Source organism: Pseudomonas putida (genome assembly GCF_028682635.1).
Taxonomy (GTDB): Bacteria; Pseudomonadota; Gammaproteobacteria; order Pseudomonadales; family Pseudomonadaceae; genus Aquipseudomonas; species Aquipseudomonas putida_AE.
Map to the genome: position 1 here is coordinate 268,517 of NZ_JANHLK010000003.1, position 18,566 is coordinate 287,082.

Sequence of the window (18,566 nt, forward strand, 5' to 3'; positions counted from 1 at the left end):
AGGCATTGAGCGAAGAAAATACGTACGACTCAACGAGCATTAAAGTGCTGAAAGGCCTGGATGCCGTACGCAAACGTCCCGGTATGTACATTGGTGACACCGACGATGGCAGCGGTCTGCACCACATGGTGTTCGAGGTGGTCGATAACTCGATCGACGAAGCGCTCGCCGGCCACTGCGACGACATCAGCATCATCATCCACCCGGACGAATCCATCACCGTTAAAGACAACGGTCGTGGCATCCCGGTAGACGTGCACAAGGAAGAAGGCGTTTCGGCAGCCGAGGTCATCATGACCGTTCTGCACGCCGGCGGTAAGTTCGATGACAACTCCTACAAGGTATCTGGCGGCCTGCACGGCGTAGGCGTGTCGGTAGTGAACGCCCTGTCTGAAGAGCTGGTTCTCACTGTGCGCCGTAGCGGCAAGATCTGGGAACAGACCTACGTCCACGGTGTTCCCCAGGAACCGATGAAGATCGTTGGCGATAGCGAAACCACGGGTACCCAGATCCACTTCAAGGCTTCCAGCGAAACTTTCAAGAATATCCACTTCAGCTGGGACATCCTGGCCAAGCGGATTCGTGAACTGTCCTTCCTCAACTCCGGTGTCGGCATCGTCCTCAAGGATGAGCGCAGCGGCAAGGAAGAGTTGTTCAAGTACGAAGGCGGCCTGCGTGCGTTCGTTGAATACCTGAACACTAACAAGACCCCGGTCAACCAGGTGTTCCACTTCAACATCCAGCGTGAAGACGGCATCGGCGTGGAAATCGCCCTGCAGTGGAACGACAGCTTCAACGAGAACCTGTTGTGCTTCACCAACAACATTCCGCAGCGCGACGGCGGTACCCACCTGGTGGGCTTCCGTTCGGCCCTTACGCGTAACCTCAACACCTATATCGAAGCTGAAGGCCTGGCGAAGAAGCACAAAGTCGCCACCACTGGTGACGATGCCCGTGAAGGCCTGACCGCGATCATTTCGGTGAAGGTGCCGGATCCGAAGTTCAGCTCCCAGACCAAGGACAAGCTGGTCTCTTCCGAAGTGAAGACCGCGGTCGAACAGGAAATGGGCAAGTACTTCTCCGACTTCCTGCTGGAAAACCCGAACGAAGCCAAGCTGGTCGTCGGCAAGATGATCGACGCGGCTCGTGCCCGTGAAGCCGCGCGCAAGGCCCGTGAGATGACCCGCCGTAAGGGCGCGCTGGACATCGCTGGCCTGCCGGGCAAACTGGCTGACTGCCAGGAAAAGGACCCTGCCCTCTCCGAACTGTACCTCGTGGAAGGTGACTCCGCGGGCGGCTCTGCCAAGCAGGGACGTAACCGCAAGACCCAGGCGATTCTCCCGCTCAAGGGCAAGATCCTGAACGTTGAGAAAGCGCGTTTCGACAAGATGATCTCTTCCCAGGAAGTGGGCACCTTGATCACCGCGCTGGGCTGCGGCATCGGTCGCGAAGAGTACAACATCGACAAGTTGCGTTATCACAACATCATCATCATGACCGATGCTGACGTCGACGGTTCGCACATTCGTACCCTGCTGCTGACCTTCTTCTTCCGTCAGCTGCCGGAGCTGATCGAGCGTGGCTACATCTACATCGCCCAGCCGCCGCTGTACAAGGTGAAGAAAGGCAAGCAAGAGCAATACATCAAAGACGATGACGCCATGGAAGAGTACATGACGCAGTCGGCCCTGGAAGATGCGAGCCTGCACCTGAACGAAGAGGCACCAGGTATCTCTGGCGAAGCCCTTGAGCGTCTGGTGAATGACTTCCGCCTGGTGATGAAGACCCTCAAGCGTCTGTCGCGCCTGTACCCACAGGAACTGACCGAGCACTTCATCTACCTGCCGGCCGTCAGCCTGGAGCAACTGTCCGATCACGCTGCGATGCAGGATTGGCTGGCCCAGTACGAAGTGCGCCTGCGCACCGTCGAGAAGTCCGGCCTGGTCTACAAGGCCAGCCTGCGCGAAGACCGTGAACGTAATGTCTGGCTGCCAGAGGTCGAACTGATCTCCCACGGCCTGTCGAACTACGTCACCTTCAACCGTGACTTCTTCGGCAGCAACGACTACAAGACCGTCGTTTCCCTGGGCGCCCAGCTGAGCACCCTGCTGGACGAGGGCGCGTACATCCAGCGCGGCGAGCGCAAGAAAGCGGTCACTGAGTTCAAGGAAGCCCTGGACTGGTTGATGGCGGAAAGCACCAAGCGCCACACCATCCAGCGATACAAAGGTCTGGGTGAAATGAACCCGGATCAGCTGTGGGAAACCACCATGGATCCGAGCGTTCGCCGGATGCTGAAAGTGACCATCGAAGACGCCATTGGCGCGGACCAGATCTTCAACACCCTGATGGGTGATGCGGTTGAACCTCGTCGTGACTTCATCGAAAGCAATGCCCTGGCGGTTTCCAACCTGGACTTCTGATCCCGGTTAACCCGCTGGACCAAAAAGGCCAACGCTTGCGTTGGCCTTTTTTGTGTCCAGTGAAACACCCACATTACAGGCATAAAAAAACCGGCTATATCAGCCGGTTTTTTTGCGCCCGAAAAAAACTTATGCACGTTTTTTGGTTTTTTAAGCGCTTAAGAAATATCTATATAAATCATTAAGTTAGGAGACGATTTCGACGCTTTTCTCACAAACGGTACACAGCTTATCCACAGAAGCTCAGACAACCACCTGATCGTTGGTAACCGGCGCCTGCGGAGCCGGTGGCAGAGAGCCCATTTCACGCTGCATCTGCTCGTTCCAAGCCTGGACTCGGTCGTTCAATTCGGCGATAGCGCGTGGTCCGCTACCTTCGGCATACATCGGTGCACCGATGATCACGGTGATGACACCCTGCTTCTTCCTCCAACCGGTTTTTGGCCAGAACTTGCCAGCGTTATGCGCAATCGGCAGCACCGGCAGCTCGGCATTCACTGCCAGCGCAGTACCGCCGCGGGAGAATTTGCCGATGGTGCCGTAGGGAACGCGCGTGCCTTCAGGGAAGATCAGCACCCAGACGTTGTCCTTGAGCAATTCATCGCCTTTCTTGGCGACGTGCTTGAGTGCCGCTTTCGGGTTGTCCCGGTCGATGGCGATGGGACGCAGCATGGCCATGGCCCAACCGAAGAACGGCACGTACAGCAGTTCGCGCTTGAGCACCTGGCTCAATGGCGAGAAATAGGCCGAGAGAAAAAAGGTCTCCCAGGTGCTCTGGTGGTTCGACTGGATCACGCAGGGCTGTGCCGGCACGTTCTCGGCACCTTTCACTTCGTAGCGAATGCCCAGGAATACCTTGCTCAGCCACAAGGCGCAGCGGCACCAATAGACGTTGATGAAGCGATAACGCGCCTTGAATGGCAGAAAGGGCGCGATAAAAAAACTCAGGCTGCACCACAGCAGGGAGCTGGTGCCCAGCAGCAGGTAAAAGAGGAAGGTTCTGATGGCCTGCAGTATCGACATGGCGACGTTTACCGTAACGGTTCAAGCGCACTCCCGAACGTTCCTTGGTCAGGATTTCGAAAGAGCTCTAATTGTGGATAAGTTCTGCGGCAATCGCCGCCAGATCGTCGAAAATCAATGTGCCTACCGGAAGGGTCTTGCCCAAAGTCTTTTCGCCTTTCCCGGTCTTTACCAAAACTGGCTGAGAATCGACGGCTTTGGCGGCTTCCAGGTCACCGAGACTATCGCCGACGAACCATAGATTTGTCAGCGATACGTTGTAATGTGCGGCGATGCTTTTCAGCATCCCGGGTTTTGGCTTGCGGCAATCGCAGCCTTCGTCCGGCCCGTGCGGGCAGTAGACGATCAGCCCGACTTCCCCACCCTGCTCGGCCACCAGCGAGCGCAAGCGCTCGTGCATGGCGTCCAGGATAGCGAGGTCGTAGTAGCCGCGAGCGATGCCCGACTGGTTGGTGGCGACCGCCACCGTCCAGCCGGCCTTGCTCAACTGCGCGATGGCTTCGATCGATCCGGGGAGTGGGATCCACTCCTCCACCGACTTGATGTAAGCGTCGGAGTCGTAATTGATCACCCCGTCCCGATCGAGAATCAGCAGTTTCAAACAGTCTTACCCCAGCAGCGAAATGTCGGCGACGCCGAGGAACAGCCCACGCAGGCGCGCCAGCAGTGCATAACGGTTAGCGCGGACATTGGCATCTTCCGCGTTGACCATCACCGCTTCGAAGAACGCGTCGACCGGCTCGCGCAAGGCGGCCAGGCGTGCCAGCGATTCGCTGTACTGACGTGCCGCCGCCATAGGCTGGACAGCCTGGTCAGCCTGCTGGATCGCCGAGTACAGGGAGAACTCGTTGGCATTGTCGAAATACTTGGCTTCGACCACGGTCGGCACCGAGCCTTCGACCTTGCTCAGCAAGTTCGATACGCGCTTGTTCACCGCCGCCAGGGCTGCGGCTTCCGGCAATTTGCGGAAGGCCTGTACCGCTTGTACGCGCTGGTCGAAGTCCAGGGCCGAGCCCGGGTTCAGTGCGCGCACCGACAGGTAGGTCGCCACGTCGACGCCTTCATCCTCATAACGCGCACGCAGGCGGTCGAAGATGAATTCCAGCACGGCGTCGTTGAGACCGACAGCCTTGACCTTGGTACCGAACGCATTCACGGCGAAGGCCACGGCGTCGTTCAGGTCCAGATCCAGTTGTTTCTCGATCAGGATACGCAGCACACCCAACGCAGCACGGCGCAGGGCATAGGGGTCTTTGCTACCAGTCGGCAGCATGCCGATACCGAAGATCCCCACGAGGGTATCGAGCTTGTCGGCGATGGCCACGGCCGCACCGGTCAGGGTGGCTGGCAGTTCGGCACCGGCACCGCGCGGCATGTACTGCTCGTTCAGGGCCAGGGCGACGTCTTCTGGCTCGCCATCATTGAGGGCGTAGTAGTAACCGGCGACACCTTGCATCTCCGGGAACTCGCCGACCATTTCGGTCGCCAGGTCGCACTTGGACAGCAAGCCTGCGCGAGCGGCCCACGAGGCGTTGCCGCCAATGCGCGCAGCGATGTAGGCGGCGAGCCTGGAAACGCGTTCGGCCTTGTCGTAGACACTGCCGAGTTTTTCCTGGAACACCACGTTTTGCAGGCGCTGGTTGAAGTCTTCGAGCTTCTGCTTCTTGTCTTGCTTGAAGAAGAACTCGGCGTCGGTCAGGCGTGGGCGAACCACTTTCTCGTTACCGGCGATGATCTGCTGCGGGTCTTTGCTTTCGATGTTGGCCACGGTAATGAAACGTGGCAGCAACTTGCCTTCGGCATCCAGCAGGCAGAAGTACTTCTGGTTGTCCTGCATGGTGGTGATCAGTGCTTCTTGCGGCACGTCGAGGAAACGTTCCTCGAACGAGCACACCAGCGGTACCGGCCACTCGACCAGCGCGGTCACTTCGTCGAGCAGGGCTGGCGGAACGATCGCCGTGCCTTCCTGGCGAGTGGCCAGCTCTTCGGTGCGCTTGCTGATGATGTCGCGACGCTCGTTGGCGTCGGCCAGCACGTAGGCGGCACGCAGGTCGGCCAGGTAGCTGGACGGCGAACCGATGCGCACGTTTTCCGGGTGATGGAAGCGGTGACCACGGGAATCGCGGCCAGACTTCTGGGCGAGGATGGTGCAGTCGATGACCTGGTCACCGAACAGCATCACCAGCCATTGGGTCGGACGCACGAACTCTTCCTTGCGCGCACCCCAACGCATGCGTTTCGGGATCGGCAGGTCGTTCAGCGAGTCTTCGACGATGGTCGGCAGCAGGCTCGCGGTCGGCTTGCCGGCGATGCTCTGGCTGTAGCGCAGTTTCGGACCGCTCTGATCGATTTCGCTCAGGTCGACGCCGCACTTCTTGGCAAAGCCCAGCGCCGCTTGGGTCGGGTTGCCTTCAGCATCGAACGCGGCCTGACGTGGCGGGCCATCGAGGTTGATGCTGCGATCCGGCTGCTGGGTAGCCAGCGACGTGATCAGCACCGCCAGACGGCGCGGCGCGGCATAAACGGTTTTGGTCTCGTAGTTCAGGCCGGCAGCTTGCAGGCCCTTGTCGATACCGGCAAGAAACGCCTCGGCCAAGGTGTTCAGGGCCTTGGGTGGCAGTTCTTCAGTGCCCAGTTCAACCAGAAAATCCAGAGCACTCATTGTGCAGCCTCCAGCTTGGCCAGTACTTCGTCACGCAGGTCCGGGGTCGCCATCGGGAAGCCCAGCTTGGCGCGAGCCAGCAGGTAGGCTTGCGCAACGGAACGCGCCAGGGTGCGCACACGCAGGATGTATTGCTGACGCGCGGTCACGGAAATCGCCCGGCGCGCATCCAGCAGGTTGAAGGTATGGGACGCCTTCAACACCATTTCGTAGCTCGGCAACGGCAGCGGCTGGTCGAGTTCGATCAGGCGCTTGGCTTCGCTTTCGTAGAAATCGAACAGTTCGAACAGCTTCTCGACGTTGGCGTGTTCGAAGTTGTAGGTCGACTGCTCCACTTCGTTCTGGTGGAACACATCGCCGTAGGTGACTTTGCCGAACGGACCGTCAGCCCAGACCAGGTCGTAGACCGAGTCCACGCCTTGCAGGTACATGGCCAGACGTTCGAGGCCGTAAGTGATCTCGCCGGTCACCGGGTAGCACTCGATGCCGCCCGCTTGCTGGAAGTAGGTGAACTGGGTCACTTCCATGCCGTTGAGCCAGACTTCCCAGCCCAGACCCCAGGCGCCGAGGGTCGGCGATTCCCAGTTGTCTTCGACGAAGCGGATGTCGTGGACCAACGGGTCCAGGCCGACATGCTTGAGGGAACCCAGGTACAGCTCCTGGAAGTTGTCCGGATTTGGCTTGAGCACCACCTGGAACTGGTAGTAGTGCTGCAGACGGTTCGGGTTTTCGCCGTAGCGGCCGTCAGTCGGGCGACGACTTGGCTGCACATAAGCGGCGTTCCAGGTTTCCGGGCCAATGGCGCGCAGGAATGTTGCAGTGTGGAAAGTGCCGGCGCCTACTTCCATATCGTAGGGCTGAAGTACCACACAACCTTGCTCGGCCCAGTATTGCTGGAGGGCGAGGATCAAGTCTTGGAAGGTACGCACGGCTGGCGTAGGCTGGCTCACGAAATTCACCTGTTTCTTGGGCTGCGATTTAAAGAGCGGGAGTATACCCGATTCGTTGCTGCGCACGCCCCCTGGAGCCTTATGCCACGCTGCTTTTGGTGTTCCGAAGATCCGCTGTACATGGCTTATCACGATCAGGAGTGGGGCACGCCGCTACGCGATGCGCAGGGACTGTTCGAGTTGCTTTTGCTCGAAGGGTTCCAGGCCGGCCTTTCCTGGATCACTGTGCTGCGCAAACGCGAGCACTATCGCCAGGTGCTGTACGGCTTCGACGTGCAGCGCGTGGCGCAGATGAGCGACACGGAAATCGATGAATTGATGCTCGACCCGGGCATCATCCGTAATCGCCTCAAGCTCAACGCGGCCCGGCGCAATGCCCAGGCCTGGATGGCGCTGGAGGACCCGGTGGGGTTTCTCTGGTCCTTTGTCGGCGGCGTGCCGAAGATCAATCATTTCAAGGACCGCTCCGAAGTGCCGGCCATCACGCCCGAGGCGGTGGAGATGAGCAAGGGCTTGAAAAAAGCCGGTTTCACCTTCGTTGGCCCGACCATTTGCTACGCGCTGATGCAGGCCTCGGGCATGGTCATGGACCACACCCGGGATTGCGATCGCTACGCGCTGCTGGCGAACGGCGGTTAGAATAGCCGCCTCGCGCACAGCACAAGATCAGGAGTGACCTGTGGATAAGTTGAAAGGCGCCTTGCTGGTAGGCGCTCTGCGGCTGTTTGCCCTGCTCCCGTGGCGGGCCGTTCAGGCCGTAGGCTCGGCGATAGGCTGGGTCATGTGGAAAACCCCAAACCGTTCCCGCGATGTGGTACGGATCAATCTGTCCAAGTGTTTTCCCGACATGGACCCCGCCGAGCGTGAGCGCCTGGTGGGCCAGAGCCTCAAAGACATCGGCAAGTCCCTGACCGAAAGCGCCTGCGCCTGGATCTGGCCGGCCCAGCGTTCCATCGACCTGGTCCGCGAAGTGGAAGGCCTCGATGTATTGAAGGACGCCCTCGCCTCCGGCAAGGGCGTGGTCGGCATCACCAGTCACCTGGGCAACTGGGAAGTGCTCAACCACTTTTATTGCAGCCAGTGCAAACCGATCATTTTCTATCGCCCGCCGAAATTGAAGGCGGTGGATGAATTGTTGCAAAAGCAACGGGTGCAGCTGGGCAACAAGGTGGCCGCTTCGACCAAGGAAGGCATCCTCAGCGTCATCAAGGAAGTGCGCAAAGGTGGTGCGGTGGGTATTCCCGCCGACCCGGAACCGGCCGAATCCGCCGGGATATTCGTGCCGTTTTTCGCCACCCAGGCGCTGACCAGCAAGTTCGTACCGAACATGCTCGCCGGCGGCAAGGCGGTCGGCGTGTTCCTGCATGCCCTGCGGCTGCCGGACGGTTCAGGCTACAAAGTAATCCTGGAAGCCGCGCCCGAAGAGATGTACAGCACCGATACCGCCACCTCCTGCGCTGCCATGAGCAAGGTCGTCGAGCGTTACGTGGGGGCGTATCCGAGCCAGTACATGTGGAGCATGAAACGCTTCAAGAAGCGTCCACCGGGCGAAGAGCGCTGGTATTGAGTCGATTGGCATGATCTGTGGATAACTGTGAACTGTATGCCGAAGGCATTGGCTTGCGTTATCTCTGATCAGTGCGCCTGACGGTCGAGCTTTTTCAGAAACACCGTCATTTCCTTCTCGGCTTGCTTGTCGCCATGGGCGATGGCGGCCTCGATGCCTTGCTCCCAGGCCTGCCGTGCGGCTGCAAAGTCGGTCAGGGCCAGATGGGCCTTGCCGAGCAATTTCCAGGCTGCCGAATATTTCGGATCGAATTCGACGCAGCGCTGGAAATGCTCCGCCGCCTTGGCGTTCTCCCCCAGATCCAGATAACCCTTGCCCAGGCCGAAGCGCAGCAGCGAGTTATCCACACCCTTGGCGAGCATTTTTTCCAGGGATTCGAGCATGGTGGATTCCTTATCTTAGGGGTGTCAGGCGTTCATCCGGATTAGTGAGGCCGCCTTCGCGAGCAAGCCCGCTCCCACATTGGTTTTTTGTTCACCAAAGATCAAATGTGGGAGCGGGCTTGCTCGCGAAGAGGCCCTTGCTGGCAGCAAAAAACTCGGATCAGAAGAAGCTCAGCCCTACGTGGAACAGTTTCTCCACATCGCGAATATGCTTTTTATCCACAAGGAACAGGATCACATGGTCGCCCGCTGCGATCACGGTGTCATCGTGCGCGATAATGACCTCTTCATCGCGAATAATGGCGCCAATCGTAGTACCCGGCGGCAAGCCTATGTTTTCGATGGCCTTGCCGATCACCTTGCTCGATTTCGCATCGCCATGGGCAATGGCCTCGATGGCTTCCGCCGCGCCGCGGCGCAGTGAGTGCACGCTGACGATATCGCCGCGACGCACATGAGCCAGCAAGGTGCCGATGGTCGCCAGTTGCGGGCTGATGGCGATATCGATGTCACCGCCCTGGATCAGGTCGACGTAGGCCGGGTTGTTGATGATGGTCATCACCTTCTTCGCCCCCAGGCGCTTGGCCAGCAGCGAGGACATGATGTTGGCCTCGTCATCGTTGGTCAGGGCCAGGAAGATGTCCGCGTCGGCGATGTTCTCTTCCAGCAGCAGGTCACGGTCGGAGGCGCTGCCCTGCAATACCACCGTGCTGTCGAGGGTGTCCGAGAGATGACGGCAGCGCGCCGGGTTCATCTCGATGATCTTCACCTGGTAACGGCTTTCGATGGCCTCGGCCAGACGCTCGCCGATCTGCCCGCCACCGGCGATGACGATGCGCTTGTAGGTCTCGTCGAGACGGCGCATTTCGCTCATGACCGCCCGAATGTTCGCCCGTGCGGCAATGAAAAACACTTCGTCGTCCGCTTCGATCACCGTATCGCCCTGGGGCAGGATCGGCCGGTCGCGACGGAAAATCGCCGCCACGCGGGTTTCGACGTTGGGCATGTGCTCGCGCAGCTGGCGCAGTTGCTGCCCCACCAGCGGCCCGCCGTAGTAGGCCCGCACCGCAACCAATTGCGCCTTGCCTTCGGCGAAGTCGATCACCTGCAGGGCGCCCGGATGCTGGATCAGGCGCTTGATGTAGTTGGTGACTACCTGCTCGGGGCTGATCAGCACATCCACCGGGATCGCTTCGTTGTCGAACAGTTCGGTGCGGGTCAGGTACGCCGCTTCACGGACGCGGGCGATCTTGGTCGGCGTGTGGAACAGGGTGTGGGCAACCTGGCAGGCCACCATGTTGGTTTCATCGCTGCTGGTCACGGCGACCAGCATGTCGGCGTCGTCGGCGCCAGCCTGGCGCAGGATGCTCGGCAGCGAACCGCGCCCTTGCACCGTGCGGATGTCCAGCCGGTCACCGAGGTCACGCAGGCGTTCGCCGTCGGTGTCGACCACGGTGATGTCATTCGCTTCGCTTGCCAGGTGCTCCGCCAGCGAACCGCCGACCTGCCCTGCTCCGAGGATGATGATTTTCATCCAGTCACTCCGTTGAATCCGTTTAACCGCGTGCGGCGGCGATCTTGATCAGCTTGGCGTAGTAGAACCCGTCGTGGCCGCCTTCCTGGGCCAGCAGTTGCCGCCCATGGGGTTGCTTGATCCCGGCCGTTGTGGCCAGGTCCAGTTCGCGGGCGCCCGGTGTGCGAGCGAGGAAGGCCTCGATCACTTCGGTGTTTTCGGTCGGCAGCGTGGAACAGGTGGCGTACAGCAGGATGCCGCCCACCTCCAGGGTATGCCACATGGCGTCGAGCAACTCGCCTTGCAGCACTGCGAGCGCGACGATGTCATCGGGCTGGCGCGTCAGCTTGATGTCCGGGTGACGACGAATGACGCCGGTGGCCGAGCACGGGGCATCGAGGAGGATGCGCTGGAAAGGCTTGCCGTCCCACCAGGTGGCGGTGTCGCGGCCGTCGGCGGCGATCAGTTCGGCGCTCAGTTTCAGGCGTTCGAGGTTCTCGCGGACCCGTACCAGGCGCTTGGCTTCGAGGTCCACGGCGACGACGCCGGCCAGTTTCGGTTCGGCTTCAAGGATATGGCAGGTCTTGCCGCCCGGGGCGCAGCACGCATCGAGCACGCGCTGGCCCGGCGCCAGGTCGAGCAAGTCGGCTGCCAGTTGGGCCGCTTCGTCCTGCACGCTGATCCAGCCTTCGGCGAAGCCTGGCAGGCTGCGCACGTCGGCGGCTGCCTCGAGGATGATGCCGTCGCGGCTGTAGACGCAGGCACTGGCGGCAATGCCTGCTTCACTCAGCAGCCCGAGGTAGGCGTCACGGCTGTGATGGCGGCGGTTGACCCGCAGGATCATGGGCGGGTGCGCATTGTTCGCCGTGCAAATGGCTTCCCACTGCTCGGGCCAGAAGGCCTTGAGCGACTTTTGCAGCCAGCGCGGGTGAGCGGTACGCACCACCGGGTCGTGTTCCAGCTCGGCCAGCAGGGTTTCGCTTTCCCGCTGCGCGCGGCGCAGCACGGCATTGAGCAAGGCCTTGGCCCAGGGCTTTTTCAGCTTGTCGGCGCAACCCACGGTTTCGCCGATCGCGGCGTGTGGCGGGACGCGGGTGTAGAGCAGTTGGTACAGACCGACCAGCAACAGTGCCTCGACGTCGGCGTCGGCCGCCTTGAACGGCTTCTGCAGCAGCTTGGCCGCCAGCGCCGACAAACGCGGCTGCCAGCGAGCGGTGCCGAACGCCAGGTCCTGGGTGAAGCCGCGGTCACGGTCTTCGACCTTGTCCAGTTGCGTCGGCAGTGAACTGTTGAGCGAGGCTTTTCCGTTCAGGACAGCGGCGAGTGCCTTGGCGGCGGCCAGACGCGGGTTCATTGAGCGTCCACCGCTTGACCGAGGACGGTACCGATGGCGAATTTCTCACGACGGCTGTTGAACAGGTCGCTGAAATTCAGCGCCTTGCCACCGGGCAATTGCAGGCGAGTCAGGCACAGGGCCTGCTCACCGCAGGCGACGATCAGCCCGTCCTTGCTGGCGCCGAGGATTTCACCCGCTGCGCCCTGCCCTTCGGCCAGGTTTGCCGCCAGCACCTTCAACGCTTCGCCGTTGAGTGTGCTGTGGGTGATCGGCCAAGGGTTGAAAGCGCGAACCAGACGCTCCAGCTCAACCGCTGGACGCGTCCAGTCGATGCGCGCCTCGTCCTTGTTCAACTTGTGTGCATAGGTGGCCAGGCTGTCGTCCTGCACTTCACCTTCGAGCGTACCGGCGGCGAGGCCGGCAATCGCCTGGACCACGGCAGGCGGACCCATTTCGGCCAGGCGGTCGTGCAGACTGCCGCCGGTGTCCTGGGCGCTGATCGGGGTGATGACCTTGAGCAGCATCGGCCCGGTGTCGAGGCCGGCTTCCATGCGCATCACGGTCACGCCGCTTTCGCTGTCACCGGCTTCGACGGCGCGCTGGATCGGAGCCGCACCGCGCCAGCGAGGCAACAAGGACGCGTGGCTGTTGATGCAGCCCAGGCGCGGAATATCCAGCACCACTTGCGGCAGGATCAGGCCGTAGGCAACCACCACCATCAAGTCCGGCTTCAGCGCGGCCAATTCGGCCTGGGCGTCTGCGTTGCGCAAGGTCGGCGGTTGCAACACCGCAATGTTATTTTCAAGGGCAAGCTGCTTGACCGGGCTCGGCATCAGCTTTTGCCCGCGGCCCGCCGGACGATCCGGCTGGGTGTAGACCGCAACGATCTCGTAAGGGCTGTCGAGCAGGGCCTTGAGGTGTTCGGCGGCGAATTCCGGGGTGCCGGCAAAGACAATGCGCAGTGGCTCAGTCATGAAAGCTCTCGATTACAAAGCATCTTGAAAAGAAAAAGGCTTGCCGCGGCAAGCCTTTGAAGAGTGCATCAAGCGTTCTGGCGGTGAAGCTTTTCCAGTTTCTTCTTGATGCGATCGCGTTTGAGCGTGGACAGGTAGTCGACGAACAATTTGCCGTTCAGGTGGTCGCATTCGTGCTGGATGCAAACGGCTAGCAGGCCTTCGGCGATCAGTTCGTAAGGCTGGCCGTCGCGGTCCAGGGCCTTGACCTTGACCTTCTGCGGGCGATCGACGTTTTCGTAGAAACCCGGCACCGAGAGGCAGCCTTCCTGGTATTGCTCCATCTCGTCGGTCAGGGACTCGAACTCGGGGTTGATGAACACCCGGGGTTCGCTGCGGTCTTCGGAGAGGTCCATCACGACGATACGTTTGTGCACGTTGACCTGGGTCGCGGCGAGGCCGATGCCTGGCGCCTCATACATTGTTTCAAACATATCATCGACCAGCTGACGCACTTCGTCGTCCACTACGGTCACTGTCTTGGCGATCGTACGCAGGCGCGGGTCAGGGAATTCGAGGATGTTTAAAATGGCCATAAGCTTTGATGACTGCACATGTGAAGTAAGGTCGGGTCGATGGCCTGGCCGATCCGAAGATGCAGGCTACCGGTGTAAAACGTAGCTCCCTTCTCTTCATAAGCAAGCCGGGAGCGAGCCACCGAGGGCTCTGGCGTTTCACGCGAACTCACATAATAAAGGGATTCATCGCATGAGGAAATCACTACTCGCCCTGCTACTCCTGGCCTCGGCAGGTTTTGCGCACGGGCAAGTGCAACTCAGGGAGGGTTTTCCACAGCAATACACCGTGGCAACGGGCGACACACTCTGGGACATCTCGGGCAAATATCTTCGTGAGCCATGGCAGTGGCCGCAACTCTGGCAGGCCAATCCTCAGGTTGAAAATCCAGATATCATCTACCCCGGTGACAGCCTGTCGCTGGTCTACGTCAACGGCCAGCCGCGCCTGACCCTCGATCGCGGCGCCTCGCGGGGGACCATCAAGCTTTCGCCACGGGTGCGCAGCAGTCCGGTGGCCGACGCCATCCCGAGCATCCCGCTGAAATCGATCAACAGCTTCTTGCTGAGCAACCGCATCGTCGACAAGGCCGAGGATTTCGACCAGGCGCCTTATATCGTTGCCGGTGATGCCGAGCGCGTACTCAGTGGCACCGGCGACCGTATCTTCGCCCGCGGCCACTTTGACCCGGCTCAGCCGGTGTATGGCATCTTCCGCCAGGGCAAGGTCTACAGCGATCCGCAGACCCACGAGTTCCTCGGGATCAACGCCGATGACATTGGCGGTGGCGAGATCATTGCCACCGAGGGCGACGTCACGACTCTGGCGCTGCAACGCACGACCCAGGAGGTGCGTCTCGGCGACCGCCTGTTCAGCGGCGAAGAACGCTCGATCAATTCGACCTTCATGCCCAGCGCCCCAGAGACCCAGGTCAACGGCCTGATCATCGATGTGCCACGCGGGGTCACGCAGATCGGTGCGCTGGACGTGGTCACCCTGAACAAGGGGCAACGCGACGGCCTGGCCGAAGGCAATGTGCTGGCGGTGATGAAAACCGGGGAAACCGTGCGCGACCGGATCACCGGCCAGCCAGTGAAAATTCCGGATGAGCGCGCCGGCCTGCTGATGGTTTTCCGCACCTACGACAAGCTCAGCTATGGGCTGGTGCTCCATGCGTCACGTTCATTGGCAGTGCTGGACAAGGTGCAAAATCCTTAGCTCACTGCACAAGTTACCAACAGAGTTATCCACAGCTTATTCCCGTTTCGACGGGGGCTCATAACGATCAAGGATGATCCATGTCGATACCCGCTGTTACACCGGTTTCCCCTGCGGAACTGGAGGCGCGTCTGCGTCTGCACCGTCTACCGGAACTTGGCCCGGCGCGATTCAGGAAATTGCTGGAAGCCTTCGGTTCGGCGTCCAAAGCCATCAGCGCACCGGCCAGTGCCTGGCGAGCGCTGGGCTTGCCGCAGGTGTGTTGCGAGGCCCGGCGCGCCCCGGAGATTCGTGACGGCGCCAGCCATGCATTGGCCTGGCTAGAGCGTCAGGGCCAGCATTTACTGATGTGGGACCAGCCTGACTACCCGGCGTTGCTGGCGCAGATCAGCGACGCGCCGCCGTTGCTGTTCGTAGCCGGCGATCCGCAGATCCTGGAAAAACCGCAGCTGGCGATGGTCGGCAGTCGTCGTGCTTCACGGCCCGGCATGGACACCGCCACCGCGTTTTCCCGCAGCCTGGCTGGTGCCGGGTTCGTCATCACCAGCGGCCTGGCGCTGGGCATCGATGCTTCCGCGCATCAGGCGGCACTGGACGTTGGCGGGCGAACGGTCGGGGTACTTGGCACGGGTCTTGAAAACTTTTATCCACAGCGCAACCGGCGCCTGGCGGACGCCATGATCGCGTCGGGTAGCGCGGTGCTTTCGGAGTTTCCGCTGGACACCGCGCCCAGCGCCGGCAACTTCCCCCGACGCAACCGGATCATCAGCGGTCTGTCCCTGGGCGTGCTGGTGGTCGAAGCCAGCGTTGCCAGCGGTTCATTGATCACGGCCCGGCTGGCGGCGGAACAGGGGCGCGAGGTGTATGCGATTCCCGGGTCGATTCATCATCCCGGCGCCCGCGGATGCCATCAGCTGATCCGCGACGGCGCCGTGCTGGTGGAAACCATCGAGCATATCCTTGAAGGCTTGCGGGGCTGGCAGCAGCTGCCTTTTTCAACGCAAACACCCGCGGCCACATCGAGCCATCCGCTGCTGACCCTGCTCCACGCCGCCCCCCACACCAGTGAAGCGCTGGCCGATGCCAGCGGTTGGACCTTGCCCAAGGTCCTGGCGACGTTGACGGAGCTGGAAATGGACGGCCGTGCTGTCTGTGAAAACGGACGCTGGTTTGCGCGGGTGAGCTAGGTTTTACGAGGAAGAACGGTAAACTGCGCAGAGCCTTATTCTGGAGAGTTTTTCATGGTCAACAGTTGGCGTGTGCAGCAAGCCGCACGAGCAATTCGCGCAGGGGCGGTGATTGCCTACCCAACCGAAGCAGTCTGGGGGCTGGGTTGCGACCCGTGGGATGAAGAGGCAGTGGATCGGTTGCTGCTGATCAAGGGGCGCTCGGTTGATAAGGGCCTGATCCTTGTCGCCGACAATATCCGCCAGTTCGACTTCCTCTTCGAAGACTTCCCCGAACTGTGGATGGACCGCATGGCCAGTACCTGGCCGGGGCCGAACACCTGGCTGGTGCCCCATCAGAACATGTTGCCGGAGTGGATTACCGGGGTGCATGAAACGGTGGCGTTGCGGGTCAGCGATCATCCTCAGGTGCGGGATTTGTGCGCGTTGGTCGGGCCGCTGGTGTCGACGTCCGCCAACCCCCAGGGCCGGCCGGCGGCGCGTACGCGGATTCGCGTCGAGCAGTATTTCCGGGGTCAGGTTGACCTGGTGTTGGGCGGGAACCTGGGTGGGCGCAAGAATCCGAGTGTTATTCGGGATCTGGCGACCGGGCATGTTGTGCGCCCCGATTAAGACCGAGGCGCGCCCATCGCCAGCAGGCTAGCTCCCACACTGGTTTTGTGAACGCCACAGATCCAATGTGGGAGCTAGCCCTGCTGGCGATGGCGTCAGTCAGGGCAACAGAACAACCGACCCGGTAGTGCGCCGCGCCGACAACTCGGTCTGCGCCTTCGCTGCATCCGCCAGTGGAAAACGCTGGCTGATGTCCACCGTCAGCTTGCCGCTGATGATCATCTCGAACAACTCATCGGCCATGCGCTGCAGGTTCTCGGCATTGTTGGCGTAGGTCGCCAGCGTCGGCCGGGTGACGTACAACGAGCCTTTGCCCGCCAGAATCCCCAGGTTCACCCCGTCCACAGCCCCGGATGCATTACCGAAGCTCACCACCAGCCCACGGGGCGCCGCGCTATCGAGGGAAGTCAGCCAGGTATCCTTGCCGACGCCGTCGTACACAACCGGCACCTTCTTGCCGTCAGTCAATTCCAGTACCCGTTGCGCGACGTTTTCATGGCTGTAGTCGATGGTCGCCCAGGCACCATTGGCCTTGGCCAGCGCGGCTTTCTCTGGCGAACTCACCGTGCCGATCAACTTCACGCCCAAGGCCTTGGCCCATTGGCAGGCCAGGGAGCCGACACCCCCCGCAGCGGCGTGGAACAGGATGGTTTCGCCACCCTTGAGTTCATAGGTCTGGCGCAGCAGGTACTGCACGGTCAGGCCCTTGAGCATCACTCCGGCAGCCTGTTCGAAAGTGATGGCGTCTGGCAGGCGCACCAGGTTGGCTTCGGGCAACACGTGAACTTCGCTGTAAGCGCCCAACGGGCCGCTGCCATAAGCCACGCGATCGCCGACCTTGAACCGGGTCACTTCGCTGCCGACCGCGTCGACCACGCCCGCGCCTTCCGAACCCAGACCCGATGGCAGGGCCGGTGGCGGGTAGAGGCCGCTGCGGTAATAGGTGTCGATGAAGTTCAGGCCGATGGCCTTGTTGGTCACGCGGACCTGCTGCGGGCCGGGCTCGGCGGGTTGGTAGTCCACATACTCAAGTACTTCCGGGCCGCCATGGGTACGGAACTGGATACGCTTTGCCATCTGCACTCTCCTGAGATCGTTTTACCAAGTGCGCTATCTGGCGCCGAAGCGTGATCTTCGTCAACTGCGACGAGCGCATCGGCGGTGTTATGCTACGCGCCCATTTGCGCAGGCTCGGCTCCGCTGGAGCGCCGCGTAGCTTTGCCCGATCCAAGGTGATGCCATGACTACCCGCACCGAGGCCGTAAAAGCCTACCTGCTCGATCTGCAAGACCGTATTTGCGCTGCCCTGGAGGCCGAAGACGGCGGCACGCGCTTCGTCGAAGATGCCTGGACCCGGCCCGCCGGCGGTGGCGGGCGCACGCGGGTGGTCGAAAATGGCACGGTCATCGAAAAGGGCGGCGTCAACTTCTCCCACGTCTTCGGCAGCGGTTTGCCGCCGTCGGCCAGCGCCCATCGGCCGGAACTGGCCGGGCGTGGCTTCGAGGCCCTGGGCGTGTCGCTGGTGATCCACCCGCACAACCCGCATGTACCGACTTCGCACGCCAACGTGCGATTCTTCATCGCCGAAAAAGAAGGTGAAGAGCCGGTCTGGTGGTTTGGCGGCGGTTTCGACCTGACGCCGTACTACGGTAACGAAGAAGATTGCGTGCACTGGCACCGCGTCGCCGAGCAGGCCTGCGCGCCGTTCGGTGCGGACGTCTACCCGCGTTACAAGGCCTGGTGCGACAGCTATTTCCACATCAAGCACCGGCACGAGCCCCGGGGTATCGGCGGCCTGTTTTTCGACGACCTGAACGAGTGGGACTTCGACACCAGCTTCGCGTTCATGCGGGCCATCGGTGATGCGTTCATCGAGGCATACCTGCCGATCGTGCAACGCCGCAAGAACGCTGCCTACACCGCCAAACAGCGGGAATTCCAGGAGTTCCGCCGTGGGCGCTACGTCGAGTTCAACCTGGTCTATGACCGTGGCACCCTGTTCGGCCTGCAATCGGGTGGCCGTACCGAGTCGATCCTCATGTCGCTGCCGCCGCAGGTACGCTGGGGTTACGACTGGAAAGCCGAGCCTGGCAGTGAAGAAGCGCGCCTGACCGAGTACTTCCTGCAAGACCGCGATTGGTTGGCCCAGGCCTGAAGAGGAAT

The 18,566-nt window shown here is 61.2% G+C and carries 17 protein-coding genes; 7 read left to right on the forward strand and 10 right to left on the reverse strand.

Translation table 11 applies throughout. The features are described from left to right. The first annotated feature begins 5 nt into the window (after positions 1 to 5). Positions 6 to 2,423, forward strand: coding sequence for a DNA topoisomerase (ATP-hydrolyzing) subunit B (gyrB, locus tag NPS56_RS05515; protein ID WP_077185067.1), 2,418 nt, complete (start codon positions 6 to 8; stop codon positions 2,421 to 2,423). Between the two features lie 243 nt (positions 2,424 to 2,666). Here the strand turns inward: gyrB and NPS56_RS05520 are convergent, their stop codons facing one another. The 4 genes from NPS56_RS05520 to glyQ form a co-directional block, all read right to left on the reverse strand. After that, positions 2,667 to 3,446 (reverse strand): lysophospholipid acyltransferase family protein, encoded by a 780-nt coding sequence (locus tag NPS56_RS05520; protein ID WP_274073785.1) that lies wholly within the window; start codon positions 3,444 to 3,446, stop codon positions 2,667 to 2,669. Between the two features lie 67 nt (positions 3,447 to 3,513). Continuing rightward, positions 3,514 to 4,047: a D-glycero-beta-D-manno-heptose 1,7-bisphosphate 7-phosphatase gene (gene gmhB / locus NPS56_RS05525; protein WP_274073786.1), complete on the reverse strand. Its 534-nt coding sequence runs from the start codon at positions 4,045 to 4,047 to the stop codon at positions 3,514 to 3,516. 6 nt (positions 4,048 to 4,053) lie between these two features. Next, positions 4,054 to 6,108: a glycine--tRNA ligase subunit beta gene (glyS, locus tag NPS56_RS05530; RefSeq protein ID WP_274073787.1), complete on the reverse strand. Its 2,055-nt coding sequence runs from the start codon at positions 6,106 to 6,108 to the stop codon at positions 4,054 to 4,056. Then, complete coding sequence (glyQ, locus tag NPS56_RS05535; protein ID WP_003213601.1) at positions 6,105 to 7,058, reverse strand: glycine--tRNA ligase subunit alpha; 954 nt, start codon at positions 7,056 to 7,058, stop codon at positions 6,105 to 6,107. The genes glyS and glyQ overlap by 4 nt, the downstream gene beginning before the upstream one ends. 81 nt (positions 7,059 to 7,139) lie before the next feature. Between glyQ and tag the strand changes: the two genes are divergently transcribed. Further along, positions 7,140 to 7,697 carry a DNA-3-methyladenine glycosylase I gene (tag, locus tag NPS56_RS05540; protein WP_274073788.1) on the forward strand — a complete coding sequence of 186 codons (558 nt, stop codon included), beginning with the start codon at positions 7,140 to 7,142 and terminating at the stop codon, positions 7,695 to 7,697. 40 nt (positions 7,698 to 7,737) lie between these two features. Continuing rightward, positions 7,738 to 8,625 (forward strand): lysophospholipid acyltransferase, encoded by an 888-nt coding sequence (locus tag NPS56_RS05545; RefSeq protein ID WP_274073789.1) that lies wholly within the window; start codon positions 7,738 to 7,740, stop codon positions 8,623 to 8,625. Between the two features lie 68 nt (positions 8,626 to 8,693). On the opposite strand, the gene NPS56_RS05550 is transcribed toward NPS56_RS05545, so the two are convergent. From NPS56_RS05550 to def, 5 genes are all read right to left on the reverse strand, one after another. After that, positions 8,694 to 9,008 carry a tetratricopeptide repeat protein gene (locus tag NPS56_RS05550; protein WP_274073790.1) on the reverse strand — a complete coding sequence of 105 codons (315 nt, stop codon included), beginning with the start codon at positions 9,006 to 9,008 and terminating at the stop codon, positions 8,694 to 8,696. A gap of 160 nt (positions 9,009 to 9,168) precedes the next feature. Further along, complete coding sequence (gene trkA / locus NPS56_RS05555) at positions 9,169 to 10,542, reverse strand: Trk system potassium transporter TrkA (RefSeq protein ID WP_046818627.1); 1,374 nt, start codon at positions 10,540 to 10,542, stop codon at positions 9,169 to 9,171. 22 nt (positions 10,543 to 10,564) lie between these two features. Continuing rightward, positions 10,565 to 11,875 carry a 16S rRNA (cytosine(967)-C(5))-methyltransferase RsmB gene (gene rsmB, locus NPS56_RS05560; protein ID WP_274073791.1) on the reverse strand — a complete coding sequence of 437 codons (1,311 nt, stop codon included), beginning with the start codon at positions 11,873 to 11,875 and terminating at the stop codon, positions 10,565 to 10,567. Then, a complete protein-coding gene (fmt, locus tag NPS56_RS05565; protein ID WP_274073792.1) occupies positions 11,872 to 12,831 on the reverse strand; it encodes a methionyl-tRNA formyltransferase in 960 nt (319 codons plus the stop codon). The genes rsmB and fmt overlap by 4 nt, the downstream gene beginning before the upstream one ends. A gap of 68 nt (positions 12,832 to 12,899) precedes the next feature. Then, on the reverse strand, positions 12,900 to 13,406 hold the full coding sequence (gene def / locus NPS56_RS05570; RefSeq protein WP_046818630.1) for a peptide deformylase: 507 nt from the start codon (positions 13,404 to 13,406) through the stop codon (positions 12,900 to 12,902). A 172-nt stretch (positions 13,407 to 13,578) separates the two neighbouring features. Between def and NPS56_RS05575 the strand changes: the two genes are divergently transcribed. The 3 genes from NPS56_RS05575 (at position 13,579) to NPS56_RS05585 (ending at position 16,403) form a co-directional block, all read left to right on the forward strand. After that, a complete protein-coding gene (locus NPS56_RS05575) occupies positions 13,579 to 14,604 on the forward strand; it encodes a LysM peptidoglycan-binding domain-containing protein (protein ID WP_274073793.1) in 1,026 nt (341 codons plus the stop codon). Between the two features lie 80 nt (positions 14,605 to 14,684). Continuing rightward, positions 14,685 to 15,791, forward strand: a complete 1,107-nt coding sequence (gene dprA, locus NPS56_RS05580; RefSeq protein WP_274073794.1) for a DNA-processing protein DprA — start codon at positions 14,685 to 14,687, stop codon at positions 15,789 to 15,791. 54 nt (positions 15,792 to 15,845) lie between these two features. After that, entirely contained in the window at positions 15,846 to 16,403 is a 558-nt protein-coding gene (locus NPS56_RS05585) for an L-threonylcarbamoyladenylate synthase (protein ID WP_008064654.1), read from the forward strand. 99 nt (positions 16,404 to 16,502) lie between these two features. Here NPS56_RS05585 and NPS56_RS05590 read toward each other — a convergent pair whose 3' ends face one another. Further along, positions 16,503 to 17,480: an NADPH:quinone reductase gene (locus tag NPS56_RS05590; protein ID WP_274073795.1), complete on the reverse strand. Its 978-nt coding sequence runs from the start codon at positions 17,478 to 17,480 to the stop codon at positions 16,503 to 16,505. Positions 17,481 to 17,643: 163 nt separating this feature from the next. On the opposite strand from NPS56_RS05590, the gene hemF reads away from it, so the two are divergent. Further along, a complete protein-coding gene (gene hemF / locus NPS56_RS05595) occupies positions 17,644 to 18,558 on the forward strand; it encodes an oxygen-dependent coproporphyrinogen oxidase (RefSeq protein ID WP_274073796.1) in 915 nt (304 codons plus the stop codon). Positions 18,559 to 18,566 lie beyond the last annotated feature (8 nt).

What these genes read in the sequence shown, in the direction of transcription:
- NPS56_RS05590 (WP_274073795.1), bottom strand. Translation starts at nt 17,480, where the DNA reads ATGGCAAAGCGTATCCAGTTCCGTACCCATGGCGGCCCGGAAGTACTT.
- NPS56_RS05550 (WP_274073790.1), bottom strand. Translation starts at nt 9,008, where the DNA reads ATGCTCGAATCCCTGGAAAAAATGCTCGCCAAGGGTGTGGATAACTCG.
- fmt (WP_274073792.1), bottom strand. Translation starts at nt 12,831, where the DNA reads ATGACTGAGCCACTGCGCATTGTCTTTGCCGGCACCCCGGAATTCGCC.
- glyS (WP_274073787.1), bottom strand. Translation starts at nt 6,108, where the DNA reads ATGAGTGCTCTGGATTTTCTGGTTGAACTGGGCACTGAAGAACTGCCA.
- rsmB (WP_274073791.1), bottom strand. Translation starts at nt 11,875, where the DNA reads ATGAACCCGCGTCTGGCCGCCGCCAAGGCACTCGCCGCTGTCCTGAAC.
- hemF (WP_274073796.1), top strand. Translation starts at nt 17,644, where the DNA reads ATGACTACCCGCACCGAGGCCGTAAAAGCCTACCTGCTCGATCTGCAA.
- def (WP_046818630.1), bottom strand. Translation starts at nt 13,406, where the DNA reads ATGGCCATTTTAAACATCCTCGAATTCCCTGACCCGCGCCTGCGTACG.
- NPS56_RS05575 (WP_274073793.1), top strand. Translation starts at nt 13,579, where the DNA reads ATGAGGAAATCACTACTCGCCCTGCTACTCCTGGCCTCGGCAGGTTTT.
- dprA (WP_274073794.1), top strand. Translation starts at nt 14,685, where the DNA reads ATGTCGATACCCGCTGTTACACCGGTTTCCCCTGCGGAACTGGAGGCG.
- NPS56_RS05585 (WP_008064654.1), top strand. Translation starts at nt 15,846, where the DNA reads ATGGTCAACAGTTGGCGTGTGCAGCAAGCCGCACGAGCAATTCGCGCA.
- trkA (WP_046818627.1), bottom strand. Translation starts at nt 10,542, where the DNA reads ATGAAAATCATCATCCTCGGAGCAGGGCAGGTCGGCGGTTCGCTGGCG.
- NPS56_RS05520 (WP_274073785.1), bottom strand. Translation starts at nt 3,446, where the DNA reads ATGTCGATACTGCAGGCCATCAGAACCTTCCTCTTTTACCTGCTGCTG.
- tag (WP_274073788.1), top strand. Translation starts at nt 7,140, where the DNA reads ATGCCACGCTGCTTTTGGTGTTCCGAAGATCCGCTGTACATGGCTTAT.